This window comes from Pseudomonas lyxosi (genome assembly GCF_047758685.1).
Taxonomy (GTDB): domain Bacteria; phylum Pseudomonadota; class Gammaproteobacteria; order Pseudomonadales; family Pseudomonadaceae; genus Aquipseudomonas; species Aquipseudomonas lyxosi.
This window is the reverse complement of the sequence record NZ_CP180481.1, coordinates 1,437,925-1,457,778: the sequence shown is the minus strand read 5'-3', so window position 1 is coordinate 1,457,778 and position 19,854 is coordinate 1,437,925. Positions and strand designations below refer to the sequence as shown.

Genomic DNA, 19,854 nt, shown 5'->3' with positions numbered 1-19,854 from the left:
CTGGTTAAATTTTGTGCAAAGGGTTCTTTAGGAAGGGCGAAGTCCCTATACTTGCCGCCCAGGTCCAAAAACCTGAGCTCAAACTATTCCTGATTACCTAACTGAAGCAGGCACGAGGTGCGTGGTGGATTTCCCTTCCCGTTTTGAAGTGATCGTCATCGGCGGCGGTCATGCCGGTACCGAGGCAGCACTGGCCTCAGCACGCATGGGTGCAAAAACCCTGTTGCTGACGCATAACGTGGAAACCCTCGGTGCCATGAGTTGCAACCCCGCTATCGGTGGGATTGGCAAAAGCCATCTGGTCAAGGAAATCGATGCCCTCGGCGGCGCGATGGCCATGGCTACCGATAAAGGTGGTATTCAATTTCGCGTATTGAACAGCCGCAAAGGCCCGGCCGTGCGGGCAACCCGCGCTCAGGCAGATCGGGTTCTGTACAAGGCCGCTGTCCGCGAAATCCTTGAAAACCAGCCGAACCTGTGGATATTTCAACAGGCTGCCGACGACCTGATCGTCGAGCAGGAACAAGTGCGTGGTGTTGTCACCCAAATGGGCCTGCGTTTCTTCGCGGATTCCGTGGTGTTGACCACTGGCACCTTCCTCGGTGGACTTATCCACATCGGCCTGCAGAATTTTTCCGGTGGCCGTGCCGGTGATCCGCCGTCGATCGCCCTGGCTCACCGTTTGCGTGAATTGCCATTGCGCGTCGGTCGCCTGAAAACCGGTACACCGCCGCGTATCGACGGTCGTTCTGTGGATTTCTCGGTGATGACCGAGCAAGCAGGCGATACGCCGATCCCGGTGATGTCGTTCATGGGTTCCAAAGAGCAGCACCCGAAACAGGTCAGCTGCTGGATTACCCATACCAACGCCCGTACCCACGAGATCATCGCGGCGAACCTCGACCGTTCGCCGATGTATTCCGACGCAGGGTTGATCGAAGGTATCGGCCCGCGTTACTGCCCGTCGATCGAAGACAAGATCCATCGCTTTGCCGACAAGGAAAGCCATCAGGTCTTCATCGAACCGGAGGGCCTGACGACCAACGAGCTGTACCCGAACGGGATATCCACATCCCTGCCGTTCGACGTGCAACTGCAGATCGTGCAATCGATCCGCGGCATGGAAAACGCGCACATCGTTCGTCCGGGTTACGCCATCGAATACGATTACTTCGACCCGCGTGACCTGAAGTACAACCTGGAAACCAAAGTCATCGGCGGTCTGTTCTTCGCCGGGCAAATCAACGGCACCACCGGTTACGAAGAAGCCGGCGCCCAGGGTTTGCTGGCCGGGGCCAACGCCGCACTGCGTGCACAGGGCAAAGATGCCTGGTGCCCGCGTCGCGACGAGGCGTACATCGGAGTGTTGGTCGACGACCTGATTACTCTGGGTACCCAGGAACCGTATCGGATGTTCACGTCCCGCGCCGAATACCGTCTGATCCTGCGCGAAGACAACGCCGACCTGCGCTTGACCGAAAAAGGTCGCGAACTGGGTCTGGTGGATGACGCGCGTTGGGCTGCGTTCTGCACCAAACGCGAAAGCATCACGCTGGAAGAGCAACGCCTGAAAAGTACCTGGGTTCGCCCGGGCACCGAGCAAGGCGATGCGATTTCCGAGAGGTTCGGCACGCCGCTGACCCACGAATACAACTTGCTCAATCTGCTGAGCCGTCCGGAAATCGACTACGCTGGTCTGATTGCCGTGACCGGTGGCGGTGCCGAAGATCCACAAGTCGCCGAGCAGGTCGAGATCAAGACCAAATACGCCGGTTACATCGATCGTCAGCAGGATGAAATCGCTCGTCTGCGGGCCAGCGAAGACACAAAACTGCCTGTGGATATCGATTACACGAATATTTCCGGTCTCTCCAAAGAGATTCAGAGCAAGCTCGGTGCAACCCGTCCAGAGACTTTGGGCCAGGCGTCGCGTATCCCGGGTGTGACGCCGGCAGCGATTTCGCTGTTGATGATTCATTTGAAAAAACGCGGCGCGGGCCGTCAGTTGGAGCAAAGCGCTTGAGTTCGTTGGTCACTTCGCAACACGCAGAAGAGTTATCCACAGGTGCTCGCCAGCTCGGTGTCACGCTGACAGAAACCCAGCACGCGCAGCTGCTGGGTTATCTGGCCCTGTTGATAAAATGGAACAAGGCTTACAACCTGACTGCTGTACGCGATCCGGATGAAATGGTTTCCCGTCACTTGCTCGATAGTTTGAGCGTGATGTCGTTCGTCGAAAACGGTCGCTGGCTGGACGTTGGCAGCGGTGGCGGTATGCCGGGCATTCCGTTGGCCATCCTGTTTCCAGAGTCCCAAGTGACTTGCCTGGACAGCAACGGCAAGAAAACCCGCTTCCTGACCCAGGTCAAACTCGAACTCAAACTGGATAACCTGCAAGTTATCCACAGTCGCGTCGAAGCTTTTCAGCCTGATCAGCCATTCAACGGGATCATTTCCCGGGCGTTCAGCAGCATGGAGAACTTCAGCAACTGGACTCGTCACCTCGGCGACACCGATACACGTTGGCTGGCAATGAAGGGCGTTCATCCCGCCGATGAGCTGGTAGCATTGCCGGCAGACTTCCACCTCGATAGCGAACACGCCCTGGCCGTACCCGGTTGCCAAGGCCAACGCCATCTGCTGATACTGCGCCGCACGGCATGATTGGGAACACAAGCAAGAATGGCTAAGGTATTCGCGATAGCGAACCAGAAAGGTGGTGTGGGTAAAACCACCACCTGCATCAACCTCGCAGCTTCCCTGGTTGCTACCAAGCGCCGGGTGCTGTTGATCGATCTCGATCCACAGGGCAACGCCACCATGGGTAGCGGTGTGGATAAACACGGCCTGGAGAACTCGGTCTACGACCTGCTGATCGGCGAATGCGATCTGGCCCAGGCCATGCACTATTCCGAGCACGGTGGTTACCAGCTGCTGCCGGCCAACCGCGACCTGACCGCGGCCGAAGTGGTTCTGCTGGAAATGCAGATGAAGGAAAGCCGTCTGCGCAGTGCGTTGGCGCCGATCCGTGAAAACTACGATTACATTTTGATCGACTGCCCGCCTTCGCTGTCGATGCTGACGCTGAACGCTTTGGTCGCCGCTGATGGGGTGATTATCCCCATGCAGTGCGAGTACTTCGCGCTCGAAGGTTTGAGCGACCTTGTGGATAACATCAAGCGCATCGCTGAGTTGCTGAACCCGAACCTGAAAGTCGAAGGCCTGTTGCGGACCATGTATGACCCGCGTCTGAGCCTGATGAACGATGTTTCGGCGCAGCTCAAGGAACACTTCGGCGAGCAGCTCTACGACACGGTGATTCCGCGCAACATTCGCCTGGCTGAAGCACCAAGCTATGGCATGCCGGCGCTGGCGTACGACAAATCATCGCGGGGCGCCATTGCCTATCTGGCATTGGCGGGCGAGATGGTTCGTCGTCAACGCAAAAACTCACGCACTGCCGCTGCTCAGGCAACTTAAGGAATTCCCATGGCCGTCAAGAAACGAGGTCTCGGACGTGGACTGGATGCACTGCTGAGTGGTCCGACTGTCAGCTCGCTGGAAGAACAAGCGGTGCAGGCTGATCAGCGTGAGCTGCAGCACCTGCCCCTGGACCTGATCCAGCGCGGTAAGTACCAGCCGCGCCGGGATATGGATCCTCAGGCGCTGGAAGAGCTGGCGCAGTCGATCAAGGCTCAGGGCGTGATGCAGCCGATCGTGGTTCGTCCGATTGGCAGCGGTCGCTTCGAAATCATCGCCGGTGAACGCCGCTGGCGCGCCAGCCAGCAGGCTGGCCAGGAAACCATCCCGGCGATGGTTCGCGATGTACCGGATGAAACTGCGATCGCCATGGCGTTGATCGAGAACATCCAGCGCGAAGACCTCAATCCGATCGAAGAAGCGGTGGCTTTGCAGCGTTTGCAGCAGGAATTCCAGCTGACGCAGCAACAAGTGGCCGAAGCCGTGGGCAAATCCCGCGTGACCGTGGCCAACCTGCTACGCTTGATCGCGTTGCCGGAAGTCATCAAAACCATGCTGTCCCACGGCGACCTGGAAATGGGTCATGCCCGTGCTTTGCTCGGTTTACCGGAAAATCAACAGGTTGAAGGGGCGCGACACGTTGTCGCACGGGGGCTGACTGTACGCCAGACTGAAGCACTGGTTCGCCAGTGGTTGAGTGGTAAACAGGAACCTGCTGAACCGGTAAAGCCGGACCCGGATATTGCTCGACTCGAACAGCGTCTGGCTGAGCGCCTAGGCTCTGCGGTGCAGATTCGCCACGGGAAAAAGGGGAAGGGGCAGTTGGTGATCGGCTACAACTCCCTGGATGAGCTTCAAGGTGTACTTGCACACATCCGCTGAAACATTTCCTCATGTAGCGTGCAGTCGGAAATCACTACCTGACAGTTGAATAGGGGCAGAACCGCCCCTATACTCTGCGCGCATTTTGTCGGCACAAATTATGCCAAGTTATTGAATTCTGGCAGCCGATCATTGGGGAGCAAAAACGATGGAGAGCCGCACGCCAAACCGCTTGCCGTTCCATCGCCTGGCAGTTTTTCCGGTCCTACTGGCTCAATTTGTCGTTTTGGTACTGGCCGCTTTGGCGCTCTGGTACTGGCATGGAGTCGTAGCCGGGTACTCAGGACTCTGCGGAGGCCTGATAGCCTTGCTACCCAATGTTTATTTCGCTCACAGGGCATTTCGGTTTTCCGGCGCCCGAGCAGCTCAAGCCATCGTCCGGTCTTTTTATGCCGGCGAGGCGGGCAAACTAATTTTGACGGCAGTGCTCTTTGCATTGACGTTTGCAGGTGTGAAGCCATTGGCGCCGCTAGCTGTATTCGGCGTCTTCGTGTTGACCCAACTGGTCAGCTGGTTCGCGCCCCTGCTGATGAGAACAAGACTTTCGAGACCTTAGGGCGTTTGAGGCAACCATGGCAGAGACAACCGCTTCGGGCTATATCCAGCACCACTTGCAGAACCTGACCTTCGGTCAGCACCCAACTGGCGGGTGGGGTTTTGCCCACACCGCAGCAGAAGCCAAAGAAATGGGCTTCTGGGCTTTCCACGTCGATACTCTCGGCTGGTCGGTCGCGTTGGGTCTGATTTTCGTTCTTCTTTTCCGCATGGCGGCAAAGAAGGCGACTTCCGGTCAGCCTGGTGCTTTGCAGAACTTCGTTGAAGTATTGGTCGAATTCGTCGATGGCAGCGTGAAAGACAGCTTCCATGGCCGTAGCCCGGTGATTGCACCACTGGCACTGACCATCTTCGTCTGGGTCTTCCTGATGAACGCCGTCGACCTGATCCCGGTCGACTGGATTCCTCAGCTGGCCATCCTGATCACTGGCGATTCGCACATTCCGTTCCGTGCCGTATCGACCACTGACCCGAACGCTACCCTGGGCATGGCCCTGTCGGTGTTCGCGTTGATCATTTTCTACAGCATCAAGGTCAAGGGCATCGGCGGCTTCATCGGCGAACTCACCCTGCACCCTTTCGGCAGCAAAAACATCTTTCTTCAAGCCCTGCTGATTCCGGTGAACTTCCTGCTGGAATTCGTGACACTGATCGCCAAGCCAATCTCTCTGGCACTGCGTCTGTTCGGCAACATGTACGCCGGCGAACTGGTCTTCATTCTGATCGCTGTGATGTTCGGCAGTGGTCTGCTCTGGCTTAGCGGCCTGGGCGTAGTTCTGCAGTGGGCGTGGGCTGTGTTCCACATCCTGATCATCACCCTGCAGGCGTTTATCTTCATGATGCTGACCATCGTTTACCTGTCGATGGCGCACGAAGAGAACCATTAAGACCAGTCTCGACTAGTCTGATGTCCCACTCGGTCAAGCGAGTGGGTGCCCGAACAGGGCTATGAAACGATTTGTTTTACCGCTTTAAAATCTAAAAAACCTAAACCATACGACGTAAAAGTCGGGAGGAAAGATGGAAACTGTAGTTGGTCTAACCGCTATCGCTGTTGCACTGTTGATCGGCCTGGGCGCACTGGGTACCGCAATTGGTTTCGGCCTGTTGGGTGGCAAGTTCCTGGAAGGCGCAGCGCGTCAGCCAGAGATGGTTCCAATGCTGCAAGTCAAAATGTTCATCGTTGCCGGTCTGCTCGACGCCGTAACCATGATCGGTGTTGGTATCGCTCTGTTCTTCACCTTCGCGAACCCATTCGTTGGTCAACTCGCTGGCTAATCACTCGAACCTTCGAGTGATTGGTTTGATGTGCAACGAACGAGCGAGGTGTTGGCGTGAACATTAATGCAACCCTGATTGGCCAGTCCGTTGCGTTCTTCATTTTTGTACTGTTTTGCATGAAGTTCGTGTGGCCTCCGGTCATCGCGGCTTTGCACGAACGTCAGAAGAAGATCGCGGATGGACTGGACGCTGCCGCCCGAGCAGCTCGCGACCTGGAGTTGGCCCAAGATAAAGCGGGTCAACAACTGCGCGAAGCTAAAGCTCAGGCAGCCGAAATCATTGAGCAAGCCAAGAAACGCGGTAATCAGATCGTCGAAGAGGCTGTTGAAAAAGCCCGTATCGACGCTGACCGTGTGAAGGTTCAGGCTCAGGCCGAGATCGAGCAGGAACTGAACAGTGTCAAAGACGCGCTGCGTGCCCAATTGGGTGCTCTGGCCGTTGGCGGCGCCGAGAAGATCCTGGGTGCCACAATCGATCAAAACGCGCACGCGGAGCTGGTAAACAAACTGGCTGCTGAAATTTAAGCGAGGGCGATCATGGCAGAATTGACCACGTTGGCCCGACCTTACGCTAAGGCAGCCTTCGAGCACGCCCAGGCCCACCAGCAACTGGCCTCTTGGTCAGCCATGCTCGGCCTGGCTGCAGCAGTGTCGCAAGACGACACCATGCAACGCGTGCTCAAGGCCCCGCGACTGACGAGCGCAGACAAGGCCGCCACGTTTATTGACGTGTGCGGCGACAAGTTTGATGTGAAGGCACAGAACTTCATTAACGTCGTTGCCGAAAACGACCGTCTCCCGCTGTTGCCGGAGATCGCCGCTCTGTTTGACCTGTACAAGGCCGAACAAGAGAAATCGGTAGACGTTGAAGTCACCAGTGCTTTCGCATTGAACCAAGAACAGCAAGACAAACTCGCCAAGGTTCTCAGTGCACGACTCAACCGGGAAGTGCGCCTGCAAGTCGAGGAAGACAAATCCCTTATTGGGGGCATTGTCATCCGCGCCGGCGACCTGGTAATCGATGGCTCGGTTCGCGGCAAACTCGCGAATCTTGCCGAAGCATTGAAATCTTGAGTTTGAAGGGGCAGCAGAGCAATGCAGCAACTCAATCCTTCCGAAATAAGTGAAATTATCAAGGGCCGCATCGACAAGCTCGATGTGACCTCCCAAGCCCGTAACGAAGGCACTGTCGTCAGCGTATCTGACGGTATCGTGCGGATTCACGGTCTGGCCGACGTAATGTACGGCGAGATGATCGAGTTTCCGGGCGGCGTCTTCGGTATGGCTCTCAACCTGGAGCAAGACTCTGTAGGTGCCGTTGTATTGGGCTCTTACCAGTCTCTGGCTGAAGGCATGAGCGCCAAGTGCACTGGCCGCATCCTCGAAGTTCCGGTTGGTAAGGAACTGCTGGGTCGCGTAGTCGACGCACTGGGTAACCCAGTTGACGGCAAAGGTCCACTGAACAACACCGAGACCGATGCGGTCGAGAAAGTTGCTCCAGGCGTGATCTGGCGTAAGTCGGTAGACCAGCCTGTACAGACTGGCTACAAGGCTGTCGATGCCATGATTCCTGTCGGCCGTGGCCAGCGTGAGCTGATCATCGGTGACCGTCAGATCGGTAAAACCGCTCTGGCGATCGACGCGATCATCAACCAGAAAAACAGCGGTATTTTCTGCGTCTACGTAGCGATCGGTCAGAAACAATCGACCATCGCTAACGTGGTTCGCAAGCTGGAAGAAAACGGCGCACTGGCTAACACCATCGTCGTTGCCGCGAGCGCTTCGGAATCTGCAGCACTGCAGTTCCTGGCACCGTACTCCGGTTGCACCATGGGTGAATTCTTCCGCGACCGCGGTGAAGACGCGCTGATCGTTTATGACGATCTGTCCAAGCAAGCAGTGGCTTACCGCCAGATTTCCCTGCTGCTGCGCCGTCCACCAGGCCGTGAAGCTTACCCAGGCGACGTGTTCTATCTCCACTCCCGTCTGCTGGAGCGCGCATCCCGCGTTTCGGAAGAATACGTAGAGAAGTTCACCAACGGCGCAGTGACCGGCAAAACCGGTTCCCTGACCGCACTGCCGATCATCGAAACCCAGGCTGGCGACGTTTCCGCGTTCGTTCCGACCAACGTGATTTCCATCACCGACGGTCAGATCTTCCTGGAATCGGCCATGTTCAACTCCGGGATCCGTCCTGCTGTGAACGCCGGTGTTTCGGTATCCCGTGTGGGTGGTGCCGCTCAGACCAAGATCATCAAGAAGCTCTCCGGTGGTATCCGTACCGCTCTGGCTCAGTACCGTGAACTGGCGGCATTCGCCCAGTTCGCTTCTGACCTGGACGAAGCGACCCGTAAGCAACTTGAGCATGGTCAGCGCGTTACCGAGCTGATGAAGCAGAAGCAATACGCACCAATGTCGATCGCTGACATGGCGCTGTCGCTGTATGCCGCTGAGCGTGGGTTCCTGACTGACGTTGAAATCGCCAAGATCGGCAGCTTCGAACAAGCGCTGATTGCTTTCTTCAACCGCGATCACGCCGAATTGATGGCGAAGATCAACGTGAAGGGTGACTTCAATGACGAAATCGACGCTGGCATGAAAGCCGGTATCGAGAAGTTCAAGGCCACCCAAACCTGGTAAGCCGCAGCGGGAGCCGCAAGGCTCCCGCTTGCTAACCTGATAGGTGTTACATGGCAGGCGCAAAAGAGATTCGCAGTAAGATTGCGAGCATCAAAAGCACGCAAAAGATTACCAGCGCCATGGAAAAAGTGGCGGTCAGTAAAATGCGCAAGGCACAAATGCGCATGGCTGCTAGCCGTCCTTACGCGGAGCGCATCCGCCAGGTTATTGGTCATTTGGCCAACGCCAACCCGGAATATCGCCACCCCTTCATGATCGAGCGTGAAATCAAGCGCGTCGGTTATGTCGTAGTGAGCAGTGACCGTGGTCTGTGTGGTGGCTTGAACACCAACCTGTTCAAGGCCCTGGTCAAGGACATGGCGGTAAACCGCGAAAACGGCGTCGAGATCGATCTGTGTGTTGTTGGTAGCAAGGGTGCGGCTTTCTTCCGCAACTTCGGCGGTAACGTCGTTGCAGCTATCAGCCACCTGGGTGAAGAGCCGTCGATCAATGATCTGATTGGCAGCGTCAAGGTGATGCTGGATGCCTACCTGGACGGCCGTATTGATCGCCTGTCCGTGGTGTCCAACAAGTTCATCAACACCATGACGCAACAGCCTACTGTGGAGCAGTTGATTCCACTGGAGGCAACCCCGGATCAATCGCTCAAGCACCACTGGGACTATCTCTACGAACCGGATGCCAAAGAGCTGCTTGACGGCTTGATGGTCCGTTACGTCGAGTCGCAGGTCTACCAGGCGGTGGTCGAGAACAACGCGGCTGAACAAGCTGCGCGGATGATCGCGATGAAGAACGCTACCGACAACGCCGGTGATTTGATCAGCGATTTGCAGCTGGTCTACAACAAGGCGCGTCAGGCTGCGATCACCCAAGAGATCTCGGAAATCGTCGGCGGCGCTGCCGCGGTTTAACGGTTCAAATATTCAGAGGATCCAGCTATGAGTAGCGGACGTATCGTTCAAATCATCGGCGCCGTTATCGACGTGGAATTTCCACGCGACAGCGTACCGAGCATCTACAACGCGCTGTTGGTACAAAGCGCGGCCGGGACTACTCTCGAAGTTCAGCAACAGCTGGGCGACGGCGTGGTTCGTACCATTGCGATGGGTTCCACCGAAGGCTTGAAGCGCGGTCTGGAAGTCAAAGACTCCGGCGCAGCCATCTCCGTACCGGTCGGTAAAGCGACCCTGGGCCGGATCATGGACGTACTGGGTAACCCGATCGACGAAGCTGGCCCGATTGACACCGAAGAGCGCTGGGGCATTCACCGTCCTGCGCCAACCTTCGCTGAACAAGCTGGCGGCAACGACCTGCTGGAAACCGGCATCAAGGTTATCGACCTGGTTTGCCCGTTCGCCAAGGGTGGTAAAGTCGGTCTGTTCGGTGGTGCCGGTGTAGGCAAAACCGTAAATATGATGGAACTGATCCGTAACATCGCCATCGAGCACAGCGGTTATTCCGTGTTCGCCGGTGTGGGTGAGCGTACTCGTGAGGGTAACGACTTCTACCACGAGATGAAGGATTCCAACGTTCTGGACAAAGTGGCACTGGTTTACGGTCAGATGAACGAGCCGCCGGGTAACCGTCTGCGCGTAGCACTGACCGGCCTGACCATGGCCGAGAAGTTCCGTGACGAAGGTAACGACGTTCTGCTGTTCGTCGACAACATCTATCGTTACACCTTGGCCGGTACTGAAGTATCCGCACTGCTGGGCCGTATGCCTTCCGCAGTAGGTTACCAGCCGACCCTGGCCGAAGAGATGGGTACTCTGCAAGAGCGTATCACTTCGACCAAAAACGGTTCGATCACCTCGATCCAAGCGGTATACGTACCTGCGGATGACTTGACTGACCCGTCGCCAGCGACCACTTTCGCCCACTTGGACGCCACCGTCGTTCTGTCCCGTGACATCGCTTCCCTGGGTATCTACCCAGCGGTCGATCCACTCGACTCGACTTCGCGTCAGCTGGACCCGAACGTAATCGGCCAGGACCACTACGACACCGCTCGCGGCGTACAGTATGTTCTGCAACGTTACAAAGAACTGAAGGACATCATTGCGATCCTGGGTATGGACGAGCTGTCGGAAGCCGATAAGCAGTTGGTAAACCGTGCTCGTAAGATCCAGCGTTTCTTGTCGCAGCCGTTCTTCGTGGCTGAAGTCTTCACCGGTGCTTCGGGTAAATACGTTTCCCTGAAAGACACCATTGCTGGCTTCAAAGGCATCCTCAACGGTGACTACGACCACCTGCCAGAACAAGCGTTCTACATGGTCGGCGGCATCGAAGAAGCGATCGAGAAAGCCAAGAAACTGTAATCCCGGCGCCCGGCAACGGGCGCTAATTTAGGTTGAGGCAATCAGATGGCTATGACAGTCCATTGCGATATCGTCAGCGCGGAAGGGGAAATCTTCTCCGGCCTGGTCGAGATGGTGGTTGCGCACGGTGCACTGGGTGATCTTGGTATCGCCCTGGGTCACGCGCCGCTGATCACTAATCTCAAGCCGGGCCCGATCCGCCTGATCAAGCAGGGCGGGGAAGAGGAGGTGTATTACATCTCCGGCGGTTTCCTCGAGGTTCAGCCGAACATGGTCAAGGTACTTGCCGACACTGTGCAACGTGCTGCCGACCTGGACGAAGCCTCCGCTCAGGAAGCCGTTAAGGCTGCCGAGAAGGCCTTGCATGACCGTGGTGCAGAATTCGATTACGGTTCTGCTGCCGCACGTCTGGCCGAGGCTGCAGCTCAGCTGCGCACCGTCCAGCAGATCCGCAAGAAGTTCGGCCACTAATTAGGCCACTGCTTGTTGTGCGATTGATTAAAAAGGGTAGCCTCGGCTACCCTTTTTTCTTTTTAGATATTCATAACCTGGTCGCAGCCGCTGACCATCCAGGATTGGTAGCCAGTCATGTCTTTAGAAATCGTTATCCTCGCTGCTGGTCAGGGCACTCGCATGCGTTCGGCACTGCCGAAAGTTCTGCATCCGATTGCCGGCAACTCGATGCTCGGCCATGTTATCCACAGCGCCCGGCAACTTGATCCACAGCGCATCCACGTAGTGATCGGCCATGGCGCCGATGCAGTGCGCGAGCGTCTGGCGGCTGATGATCTGAATTTCGTCCTGCAGGACAAACAGCTTGGGACTGGCCATGCCGTTGCTCAAGCGGTGCCTTTCATTGAGTCCGACACCGTCCTGATTCTTTATGGTGACGTGCCATTGATCGAAGTCGAGACCCTGCAGCGTCTGCTCAAGCAAGTAGCACCGCAGCAACTGGGTTTGTTGACAGTCGAACTGAACGACCCGACCGGCTATGGCCGCATCGTCCGCAACGCTGACGGCAAAGTGACTGCCATCGTCGAGCAGAAAGACGCCAACGAAGCCGAACGAGCGATCACTGAAGGCAACACCGGCATTCTGGCGCTGCCGTTCGCGCAATTGGCTGGCTGGATGAGTCGTCTATCGAACAACAACGCCCAGGGCGAGTATTACCTGACCGACGTGATCGCGATGGCAGTCAGCGACGGCCTGGTGGTGGCCACCGAACAACCGCATGACGCCATGGAAGTGCAGGGCGCTAACGACCGCAAGCAGCTTTCCGAGCTTGAACGTCACTATCAGCTGCGCGCCGGTCGTCGTTTGATGGCTCAAGGCGTGACCCTGCGTGACCCGGCTCGTTTTGATGTGCGCGGTGAAATCACCGTCGGCCGCGACGTTCTGATCGACATCAACGTGATCCTCGAAGGCAAGGTCGTTATCGAGGACGACGTGGTGATCGGCCCGAACTGCGTGATCAAGGACAGCACCCTGCGCAAAGGTGTGGTGATCAAGGCCAACAGCCATATCGAAGGCGCGATTCTTGGCGAAGGCAGCGATGCTGGCCCGTTCGCTCGTTTGCGTCCAGGTACTGTGCTCGAAGCACACGCCCATGTGGGTAACTTTGTTGAGTTGAAAAACGCTCATCTCGGCGAGGGCGCCAAGGCCGGTCATCTGACCTATCTGGGTGATGCCGAGATCGGCGCACGTACCAACATCGGGGCGGGCACCATCACCTGCAACTACGACGGTGCCAATAAGTGGAAAACCGTGCTGGGTGAAGATGTGTTCATCGGTTCCAACAACTCGTTGGTTGCGCCTGTGGATATCTCTTCGGGTGCGACCACAGCTGCTGGGTCGACCATTACGCAGAATGTGGATAACGCACAGTTGGCCGTGGGCCGTGCGCGGCAGAAGAATATCGATGGCTGGAAGCGGCCTGAGAAAATCAAGAAGGGCTGAGTTATCCACAGATAATTTGGCGTCCTTGAGATAACAATCGCGGGCAAGCCTTGCTCCTACAGGTCAGCTTCGTTCACAAATTATGTGAACAACCTAAAACCTGTAGGAGCATGGCTTGCCCGCGATGCTTTTATCCACAGGTCTTTTTATCGCCCCACGCTTGACGAAGTTTCGACAATAGGTTTTGATTGCTTCCGTTATCTTTCGAATCGAAACTTACCCAGCCATGTCGAAACGCAATACACCGCAACGCCGACACAACATCCTCGCCTTGCTCAATGAGCAGGGCGAAGTCAGTGTGGATGAGCTGGCGAAGCGCTTCGAAACGTCGGAAGTTACGATCCGCAAGGATCTCGCGGCACTTGAGAGCAACGGTTTGTTGCTGCGCCGTTATGGCGGAGCGATTACCCTGCCTCAAGAGCTGGTGGCCGACCTTGGGCAACCAGTGTCCAAATACAAGCAGGCCATCGCCCGCGCTGCCGTCACACGAATTCGCGAGCATGCGCGGATCATCATCGACAGCGGCAGCACCACGGCAGCGATGATTCCGGAACTCGGCCAGCAGCCGGGCCTGGTCGTGATGACCAATTCCCTGCATGTCGCCAATGCCTTGAGCGAACTTGAGCATGAGCCGGTGCTGTTGATGACCGGCGGCACTTGGGACCCGCATTCCGAGTCCTTTCAGGGGCAGGTGGCCGAGCAGGTACTACGTTCTTACGATTTCGACCAGTTGTTCATCGGTGCCGACGGCATCGACCTGGTTCGCGGTACCACCACCTTCAACGAACTGCTGGGGCTGAGCCGGGTCATGGCTGAAGTCGCCCGGGAAGTGGTTGTCATGGTGGAGGCCGACAAGATCGGCCGCAAGATTCCCAACTTGGAGCTGCCCTGGAGCAGCGTCCATACCCTTATTACCGATGATCGCCTGCCGCTAGAGGCACGGGATCAGATTCAGGCCCGCGGAATCAACTTGATCCTCGCGGCTGTCAGTCAGGAGAAATAACATGTGTGGAATTGTCGGCGCAGTCGCAGAACGTAATATCACCGCCATCCTGCTCGAAGGCCTGAAGCGCCTTGAATACCGTGGCTATGACAGTGCCGGTGTAGCGGTCTACACCAATGACCAAAAGCTTGAGCGCCTGCGTCGCCCGGGCAAGGTCAGTGAATTGGAACTGGCGCTGGCCGAAGAACCGCTGGTCGGCCGCCTGGGTATCGCCCACACCCGCTGGGCCACTCACGGTGCGCCGTGCGAGCGCAACGCTCACCCGCATTTCTCCGGTGATCTGGCGGTGGTGCACAACGGCATCATCGAGAACCACGAAGCCCTGCGCGAGCAACTGAAAGCCTTGGGTTACGTGTTTACCTCGGATACCGACACCGAAGTCATTGCTCACCTGTTGAACCACAAACTCAAGGATCTGCCTGATCTGACCGTGGCCTTGAAGGCTACTGTCAAAGAGCTGCACGGTGCTTATGGTCTGGCGGTCATCAGCGCTCAGCAACCGGATCGTCTGGTTGCGGCCCGCAGCGGCAGCCCGCTGGTCATCGGTCTGGGCATGGGTGAAAACTTCCTGGCTTCCGATCAGTTGGCCCTGCGCCAGGTCACTGACCGCTTCATGTACCTGGAAGAAGGCGATATCGCCGAAATTCGCCGCGACAGCGTGCAGATCTGGGACCTGAGTGGCCAAGTCGTCGAACGTGAGTCGGTGCAGTACCGCGATGGTGCCGAAGCCGCCGACAAGGGCGAATTCCGCCACTTCATGCTCAAGGAAATTCACGAGCAACCGGCTGTGGTGCAGCGCACCCTGGAAGGTCGCATCAGCCAGAATCAAGTGCTGGTGCAAGCGTTCGGTCCGCAGGCTGCCGAGCTGTTCGCCAAAGTGCGTAACGTGCAGATCGTCGCGTGCGGCACCAGCTACCACGCTGGTATGGTTGCCCGTTACTGGCTCGAAGAATTGGCCGGCATTCCGTGCCAGGTCGAAGTCGCCAGCGAATTCCGCTACCGCAAGGTGGTGGTGCAGCCCGACACCCTGTTCGTAACCATCTCCCAGTCCGGCGAAACCGCCGACACCCTGGCAGCTCTGCGTAATGCCAAAGAGTTGGGTTACCTCGCCAGCCTGGCGATTTGCAACGTCGGCATCAGCTCATTGGTGCGTGAATCCGATCTGACTCTGCTGACCCAGGCCGGTCGCGAAATCGGAGTGGCCTCGACCAAAGCCTTTACCACTCAGTTGGTCGGTCTGCTGTTGCTGACCCTGTCCTTGGGGCAGGTTCACGGCACGTTGGCCAAAGACGTCGAAGCCACATTGGTTGAAGAGCTGCGCCGCCTGCCAACCCGCCTCGGCGAAGCCCTGGCCATGGACGGCACCGTCGAAAAAATCGCCGAGCTGTTCGCCGAGAAAAACCACACCCTGTTCCTCGGTCGTGGCGCGCAATTCCCGGTGGCGATGGAAGGAGCTCTCAAGCTTAAGGAAATCTCCTACATCCATGCCGAAGCCTATCCGGCCGGCGAACTGAAACATGGCCCGTTGGCGCTTGTGGATAACGACATGCCAGTGGTCACCGTGGCACCGAACAACGAGCTGCTGGAGAAGTTGAAATCCAACCTCCAGGAAGTCCGCGCCCGTGGCGGCGAGCTGATTGTCTTCGCAGACGAACAAGCTGGCATGACCAATGGCGAAGGCACTCATGTTGTGCAAATGCCGCACATCCACGACATCCTGTCGCCGATCCTCTACACCATTCCGCTGCAGTTGCTCTCGTATTACGTTGCCGTGTTGAAAGGCACCGATGTTGACCAGCCGCGTAACCTGGCGAAGTCGGTGACGGTGGAATAAGTTATCCACAGGTGATGGAAACATTAAAAATCGCAGCCTACGGTTGCGATTTTTTTTATCTGAATTGAGGACACGCCCATGGACCGATTCCAGGAAATGCAGGTCTTCGCTGCCGTCGCCCAAGACCAAGGCTTCTCGGCAGCGGCGCGGCGTCTGGGCCTGTCGGCAGCCAGCGTGACTCGCGCGGTGGCGGCGTTGGAGAAACGCATCGGCACGGTGCTGCTGACGCGCACTACCCGCAGCGTGCATTTGAGCGAGGCGGGTCAGCGTTATCTGGAAGACTGTCGGAGGATTCTCGCCGAGGTGCAGGAAGCCGAGGACTCGGCGGCGGGCAGCCACACCCAACCGCGTGGGCAATTGACGATTACTGCGCCGGTGTTGTTTGGTGAGCTGTTTGTCACGCCCGTGATGGTGAATTATCTGACGCACTTCCCTGAAGTCAGCATCAATGGGTTGCTGGTCGATCGAGTGGTCAGCATGGTCGAGGAGGGTATTGATGTCGCCGTGCGCATCGGTGAGTTGCCTGACAGTAATCAGCATGCGATTCGCGTGGGTGAGGTTCGGCGGGTGATTTGCGGCTCGCCGGACTTTCTGGCAGCCCATGGCCGACCTCGACATCCTCAGGATCTGGCTCAGGCGCCGGTTATTGCGACGTCCTCTATCGGTCAGTCGAGAACCTGGCCGTTCCTCGAAGGGGGAGAGCCGCTGAGTGTTCGACCAGCACCGCGCCTGGTGGTGACGGCGAATCAGGCGGCTATTACGGCGGCGTGCCTGGGTTTGGGGTTGACCCGGGTTCTGTCTTATCAGGTCGCGAGTAAAGTCGCCTCCGGTGAGCTGGAAATCGTTCTGGCGGACTTCGAGCTGCCGCCATTGCCTATCCATGTGGTCTATCAGGGCGGGCGCAAGGCCCCTGCGCGGATCCGCAGTTTTGTGGATTTTGCGGTGAGCGCGCTGCGTGAGCATCCGTCCTTGCAAGCGTGATGGTTTATTTCACCTGATGAAATAATGGATTGCGTTGGCTGGTTATTCTGTTGTTTTGGTTGCGGGTGGAAGATAGCGCCCCATCGGTGCTGATCTCTCTTCAACAGCGCCACCACCCAGCGGAGTCGACCATGCAAGCGATCAAACTCTACAACTTCCCTCGTTCTGGCCACGCTCACCGTGTGGAGCTGATGCTGTCCCTGTTGCAGCTACCGACCGAGCTGATCTTTGTCGACTTGCCGAAGGGCGCGCACAAGCAGCCGGATTTCCTCGCGCTCAACGCTTTTGGTCAGGTTCCGGTCATCGATGATCAAGGCGTGGTGTTGGCCGACTCCAACGCGATTCTGGTTTACCTGGCGCAAAAATATGGCGACGGCCGCTGGCTGCCAACCGATCCGGTCGGGGCGGCCAAGGTTCAGCGCTGGTTGTCGATTGCCGCTGGGCCGATTGCCTTTGGCCCCGCCAGAGCGAGGCTGATCACGGTGTTTGGTGCGGCTTACAACGCTGAAGAAGTGATCGCTTATTCCCACACCGTGCTCAAAGTGATCGATCAGGAACTGGCAGCAACGCCGTATCTGGCTGGTGCCGAGCCAACCATTGCCGACGTTTCGGCCTACAGCTACATCGCTCATGCGCCAGAAGGCAACGTGTCCCTGGAGGACTACGCCAACATCCGCGCCTGGCTGGCACGGATCGAAGCGTTGCCAGGATTTGTCGGCATGCCGCGCACCGTTGCCGGTCTGCAAAAAACTGCCTGAAGCTTACGGCCCGACACTGTCGGGTCGTTCACACTGCGCCGATGGCGCAGGGGAGAAGTCGTTGTGGACCGTTCACCCTGGCACGCTGGCGAGAAACAGTTGCAGGCTCATGTGGGCATTGCCGAACGAATGGAGGTGCTCGGTCGTAAGGTGATTCGCAGCGAGATGCCGGATCAGCACCGCACGTTCTATGAGCAACTGCCGTTTATGCTGTACGGCGCGGTGGATGCCGACGGTAATCCCTGGGCCAGTATTCTTGAAGGGCCACCGGGTTTTGCTCACTCGCCCACGCCGGGTGCGCTGCAATTCAGCAGCCTGCCGGGCGCTGATGATCCGGCGCAATTGACGAAGGGCGCGGCGATCGGCCTGCTGGGGATCGAACTGCACACCCGTCGCCGCAACCGCCTCAACGGCCGAGTTGGCGCGATGACGGCGAGCGGCTTCGATGTGGCTGTTGAGCAGTCCTACGGCAATTGCCCGCAATACATCCAATTGCGGCAGTTTCGCTCAGTGCCGTTGGCGGACCCGTCGACTCGCATCGCGCAACACCTCAGCGGGCTGGATGAAGCGGCCAAAACCCTGATCGCGGGAGCCGATACGTTCTTTGTCGCCAGTTACGTGGACGTCGATGGCCACCGTTCGGTGGACGTTTCTCACCGCGGCGGGCAGGCCGGTTTCGTTCAGGTAGAAGGCAATCGCCTGACCATTCCCGATTTCGCCGGCAACCTGTTTTTCAACACCTTGGGCAACCTGCTGCTCAATCCCCGGGCCGGTTTGCTGTTTATCGATTTCAATTCGGGAGACCTGCTGCACCTCAGTGGTCGCACCGAAGTCATTCTTGAAGGCCCACAGGTCGAGGCGTTTCAAGGGGCCGAGCGCTTGTGGACAGTCGATGTGGAAAGCGTGGTGCGTCGGCCCGCTGCGCTTGCTCTGCGGTGGCGCTTCGACGGTGTGTCGCCCACCAGTTTGCTGACCGGCACCTGGGAGCAGGCAAACGCCCGTCTGCAAGCCCAGGTCTTGGGCGATCGTTGGCGGCCGCTGCGGGTGGCGCGCATCAAAGAGGAAAGCCACAACATCCGCTCGATCTATCTGGAGCCTGCCGATGGCGCGGGGTTGCCAGTGTTTCAGGCCGGGCAGCATTTGCCGCTGCGCTTCAACATTGCCGGCGAGGTGCACATCCGCACTTACAGCCTGTCGAGTGCGCCGTCCGATGATTTTTTCCGCATCAGCGTGAAGCGTGAAGGCTTGGTGTCTTCGCATCTGCATGAACAGGTGCGCGTCGGTGATCTGTTGCAGGCCCGTGCGCCTCAAGGGCATTTCACCGTGGCACCTAATGAGCGTCGGCCGCTGGTGCTTCTGGCTGCCGGTGTCGGCATCACGCCGCTGTTGTCGATGCTGCGAGAGGTGGTTTATCAAGGCCTGCGCACCCGCCGCATCCGGCCGACCTGGTTTTTCCAGAGTTCGCGCACGTTGGCCGATCAAGTGTTTCGTCCTGAACTGGATCGCTTGCTCGACGGTGCTGGTGACGCGGTCAGGGTGCTGCGTCTGGTGAGTCAGCCGGAAGCCGGGGCCTTGGAGGGTGAGGATTTCGACCTGACGGGGCGGATCGACACCGCGCTGCTCAAGACCCTCCTTGAAGTGGAGGACTACGATCAGCTGGATTTTGTCCTCTGCGGGCCGGGCAGTTTTACCCAAGGGCTGTACGACGGCCTGCGGGAACTGGATATCCGTGATGCCAGGATTCACGCCGAAACCTTCGGCCCCTCGACCTTGCGCCGGGTGCCGGACCCCGACGCGGTGGTCATCGAGCAACCGCCCGCTGCTACGACTTCGGTGCCGGTGGTGTTTCAGCGCTCGGCTAAAGAGGCCCGCTGGCAACCCGACGGTGGCAGTTTGCTGGAGTTGGCGGAAAGCCGAGGGTTGCGCCCGGAATTCAGTTGCCGCGGCGGTTCCTGCGGGACCTGCAAGACTCGCCTGATCAGCGGCCAGGTGAATTATCCACAGCCGCCGGCCGAAGTGCCGGATGACGGACAAGTGCTGATTTGCTGTGCGATTCCGGCGCAGGGGTCGCAGCCTTTGGTCCTCGATTTGTAGTAGCTGCCGAGCCTGCGAGGCTGCGTTCGGCTGCGAAGCAGTCGTAAAATCAGACACAGAGGTTCTTCAGATA

The 19,854-nt window shown here is 57.8% G+C and carries 19 protein-coding genes; all 19 read left to right on the top strand.

Features of this window, described 5'->3' with window-relative positions; all coding sequences use genetic code 11:
- Nucleotides 1-124 precede the first annotated feature (124 nt).
- Nucleotides 125-2,023, top strand: a complete 1,899-nt coding sequence (gene mnmG, locus ACMXYI_RS06930) for a tRNA uridine-5-carboxymethylaminomethyl(34) synthesis enzyme MnmG (protein ID WP_415772399.1) — start codon at nucleotides 125-127, stop codon at nucleotides 2,021-2,023.
- A complete protein-coding gene (gene rsmG / locus ACMXYI_RS06925; RefSeq protein ID WP_129439756.1) occupies nucleotides 2,020-2,664 on the top strand; it encodes a 16S rRNA (guanine(527)-N(7))-methyltransferase RsmG in 645 nt (214 codons plus the stop codon). The genes mnmG and rsmG overlap by 4 nt, the downstream gene beginning before the upstream one ends.
- Before the next feature lie 18 nt (nucleotides 2,665-2,682).
- Nucleotides 2,683-3,480, top strand: a complete 798-nt coding sequence (locus ACMXYI_RS06920) for a ParA family protein (protein ID WP_008155709.1) — start codon at nucleotides 2,683-2,685, stop codon at nucleotides 3,478-3,480.
- 9 nt (nucleotides 3,481-3,489) lie between these two features.
- Nucleotides 3,490-4,362: a ParB/RepB/Spo0J family partition protein gene (locus ACMXYI_RS06915; RefSeq protein WP_008027541.1), complete on the top strand. Its 873-nt coding sequence runs from the start codon at nucleotides 3,490-3,492 to the stop codon at nucleotides 4,360-4,362.
- A 148-nt stretch (nucleotides 4,363-4,510) separates the two neighbouring features.
- On the top strand, nucleotides 4,511-4,918 hold the full coding sequence (locus ACMXYI_RS06910) for a F0F1 ATP synthase subunit I (RefSeq protein ID WP_007948092.1): 408 nt from the start codon (nucleotides 4,511-4,513) through the stop codon (nucleotides 4,916-4,918).
- Nucleotides 4,919-4,934: 16 nt separating this feature from the next.
- Nucleotides 4,935-5,804 carry a F0F1 ATP synthase subunit A gene (atpB, locus tag ACMXYI_RS06905; RefSeq protein WP_347803508.1) on the top strand — a complete coding sequence of 290 codons (870 nt, stop codon included), beginning with the start codon at nucleotides 4,935-4,937 and terminating at the stop codon, nucleotides 5,802-5,804.
- A 133-nt stretch (nucleotides 5,805-5,937) separates the two neighbouring features.
- A complete protein-coding gene (gene atpE / locus ACMXYI_RS06900) occupies nucleotides 5,938-6,195 on the top strand; it encodes a F0F1 ATP synthase subunit C (protein ID WP_002555987.1) in 258 nt (85 codons plus the stop codon).
- Between the two features lie 56 nt (nucleotides 6,196-6,251).
- On the top strand, nucleotides 6,252-6,722 hold the full coding sequence (locus tag ACMXYI_RS06895) for a F0F1 ATP synthase subunit B (protein WP_008027535.1): 471 nt from the start codon (nucleotides 6,252-6,254) through the stop codon (nucleotides 6,720-6,722).
- 12 nt (nucleotides 6,723-6,734) lie between these two features.
- Nucleotides 6,735-7,271: a F0F1 ATP synthase subunit delta gene (locus tag ACMXYI_RS06890; protein WP_008155712.1), complete on the top strand. Its 537-nt coding sequence runs from the start codon at nucleotides 6,735-6,737 to the stop codon at nucleotides 7,269-7,271.
- Nucleotides 7,272-7,292: 21 nt separating this feature from the next.
- Nucleotides 7,293-8,837 (top strand): F0F1 ATP synthase subunit alpha, encoded by a 1,545-nt coding sequence (gene atpA / locus ACMXYI_RS06885; protein ID WP_033059681.1) that lies wholly within the window; start codon nucleotides 7,293-7,295, stop codon nucleotides 8,835-8,837.
- Nucleotides 8,838-8,887: 50 nt separating this feature from the next.
- A complete protein-coding gene (gene atpG / locus ACMXYI_RS06880) occupies nucleotides 8,888-9,748 on the top strand; it encodes a F0F1 ATP synthase subunit gamma (protein ID WP_033059680.1) in 861 nt (286 codons plus the stop codon).
- Between the two features lie 27 nt (nucleotides 9,749-9,775).
- On the top strand, nucleotides 9,776-11,155 hold the full coding sequence (gene atpD / locus ACMXYI_RS06875) for a F0F1 ATP synthase subunit beta (RefSeq protein WP_033059678.1): 1,380 nt from the start codon (nucleotides 9,776-9,778) through the stop codon (nucleotides 11,153-11,155).
- A 45-nt stretch (nucleotides 11,156-11,200) separates the two neighbouring features.
- A complete protein-coding gene (locus ACMXYI_RS06870; RefSeq protein WP_008155716.1) occupies nucleotides 11,201-11,626 on the top strand; it encodes a F0F1 ATP synthase subunit epsilon in 426 nt (141 codons plus the stop codon).
- A gap of 117 nt (nucleotides 11,627-11,743) precedes the next feature.
- On the top strand, nucleotides 11,744-13,111 hold the full coding sequence (gene glmU / locus ACMXYI_RS06865; RefSeq protein ID WP_415772397.1) for a bifunctional UDP-N-acetylglucosamine diphosphorylase/glucosamine-1-phosphate N-acetyltransferase GlmU: 1,368 nt from the start codon (nucleotides 11,744-11,746) through the stop codon (nucleotides 13,109-13,111).
- Nucleotides 13,112-13,337: 226 nt separating this feature from the next.
- A complete protein-coding gene (locus tag ACMXYI_RS06860; RefSeq protein WP_056738517.1) occupies nucleotides 13,338-14,114 on the top strand; it encodes a DeoR/GlpR family DNA-binding transcription regulator in 777 nt (258 codons plus the stop codon).
- Between the two features lies 1 nt (nucleotide 14,115).
- Nucleotides 14,116-15,948 (top strand): glutamine--fructose-6-phosphate transaminase (isomerizing), encoded by a 1,833-nt coding sequence (gene glmS, locus ACMXYI_RS06855; protein ID WP_415772395.1) that lies wholly within the window; start codon nucleotides 14,116-14,118, stop codon nucleotides 15,946-15,948.
- Between the two features lie 78 nt (nucleotides 15,949-16,026).
- A complete protein-coding gene (locus ACMXYI_RS06850) occupies nucleotides 16,027-16,929 on the top strand; it encodes a LysR family transcriptional regulator (protein WP_415772393.1) in 903 nt (300 codons plus the stop codon).
- A gap of 131 nt (nucleotides 16,930-17,060) precedes the next feature.
- Nucleotides 17,061-17,687: a glutathione S-transferase family protein gene (locus ACMXYI_RS06845; protein ID WP_415772391.1), complete on the top strand. Its 627-nt coding sequence runs from the start codon at nucleotides 17,061-17,063 to the stop codon at nucleotides 17,685-17,687.
- A gap of 63 nt (nucleotides 17,688-17,750) precedes the next feature.
- Entirely contained in the window at nucleotides 17,751-19,781 is a 2,031-nt protein-coding gene (locus tag ACMXYI_RS06840; RefSeq protein ID WP_415772389.1) for a pyridoxamine 5'-phosphate oxidase family protein, read from the top strand.
- Nucleotides 19,782-19,854: the final 73 nt, after the last annotated feature.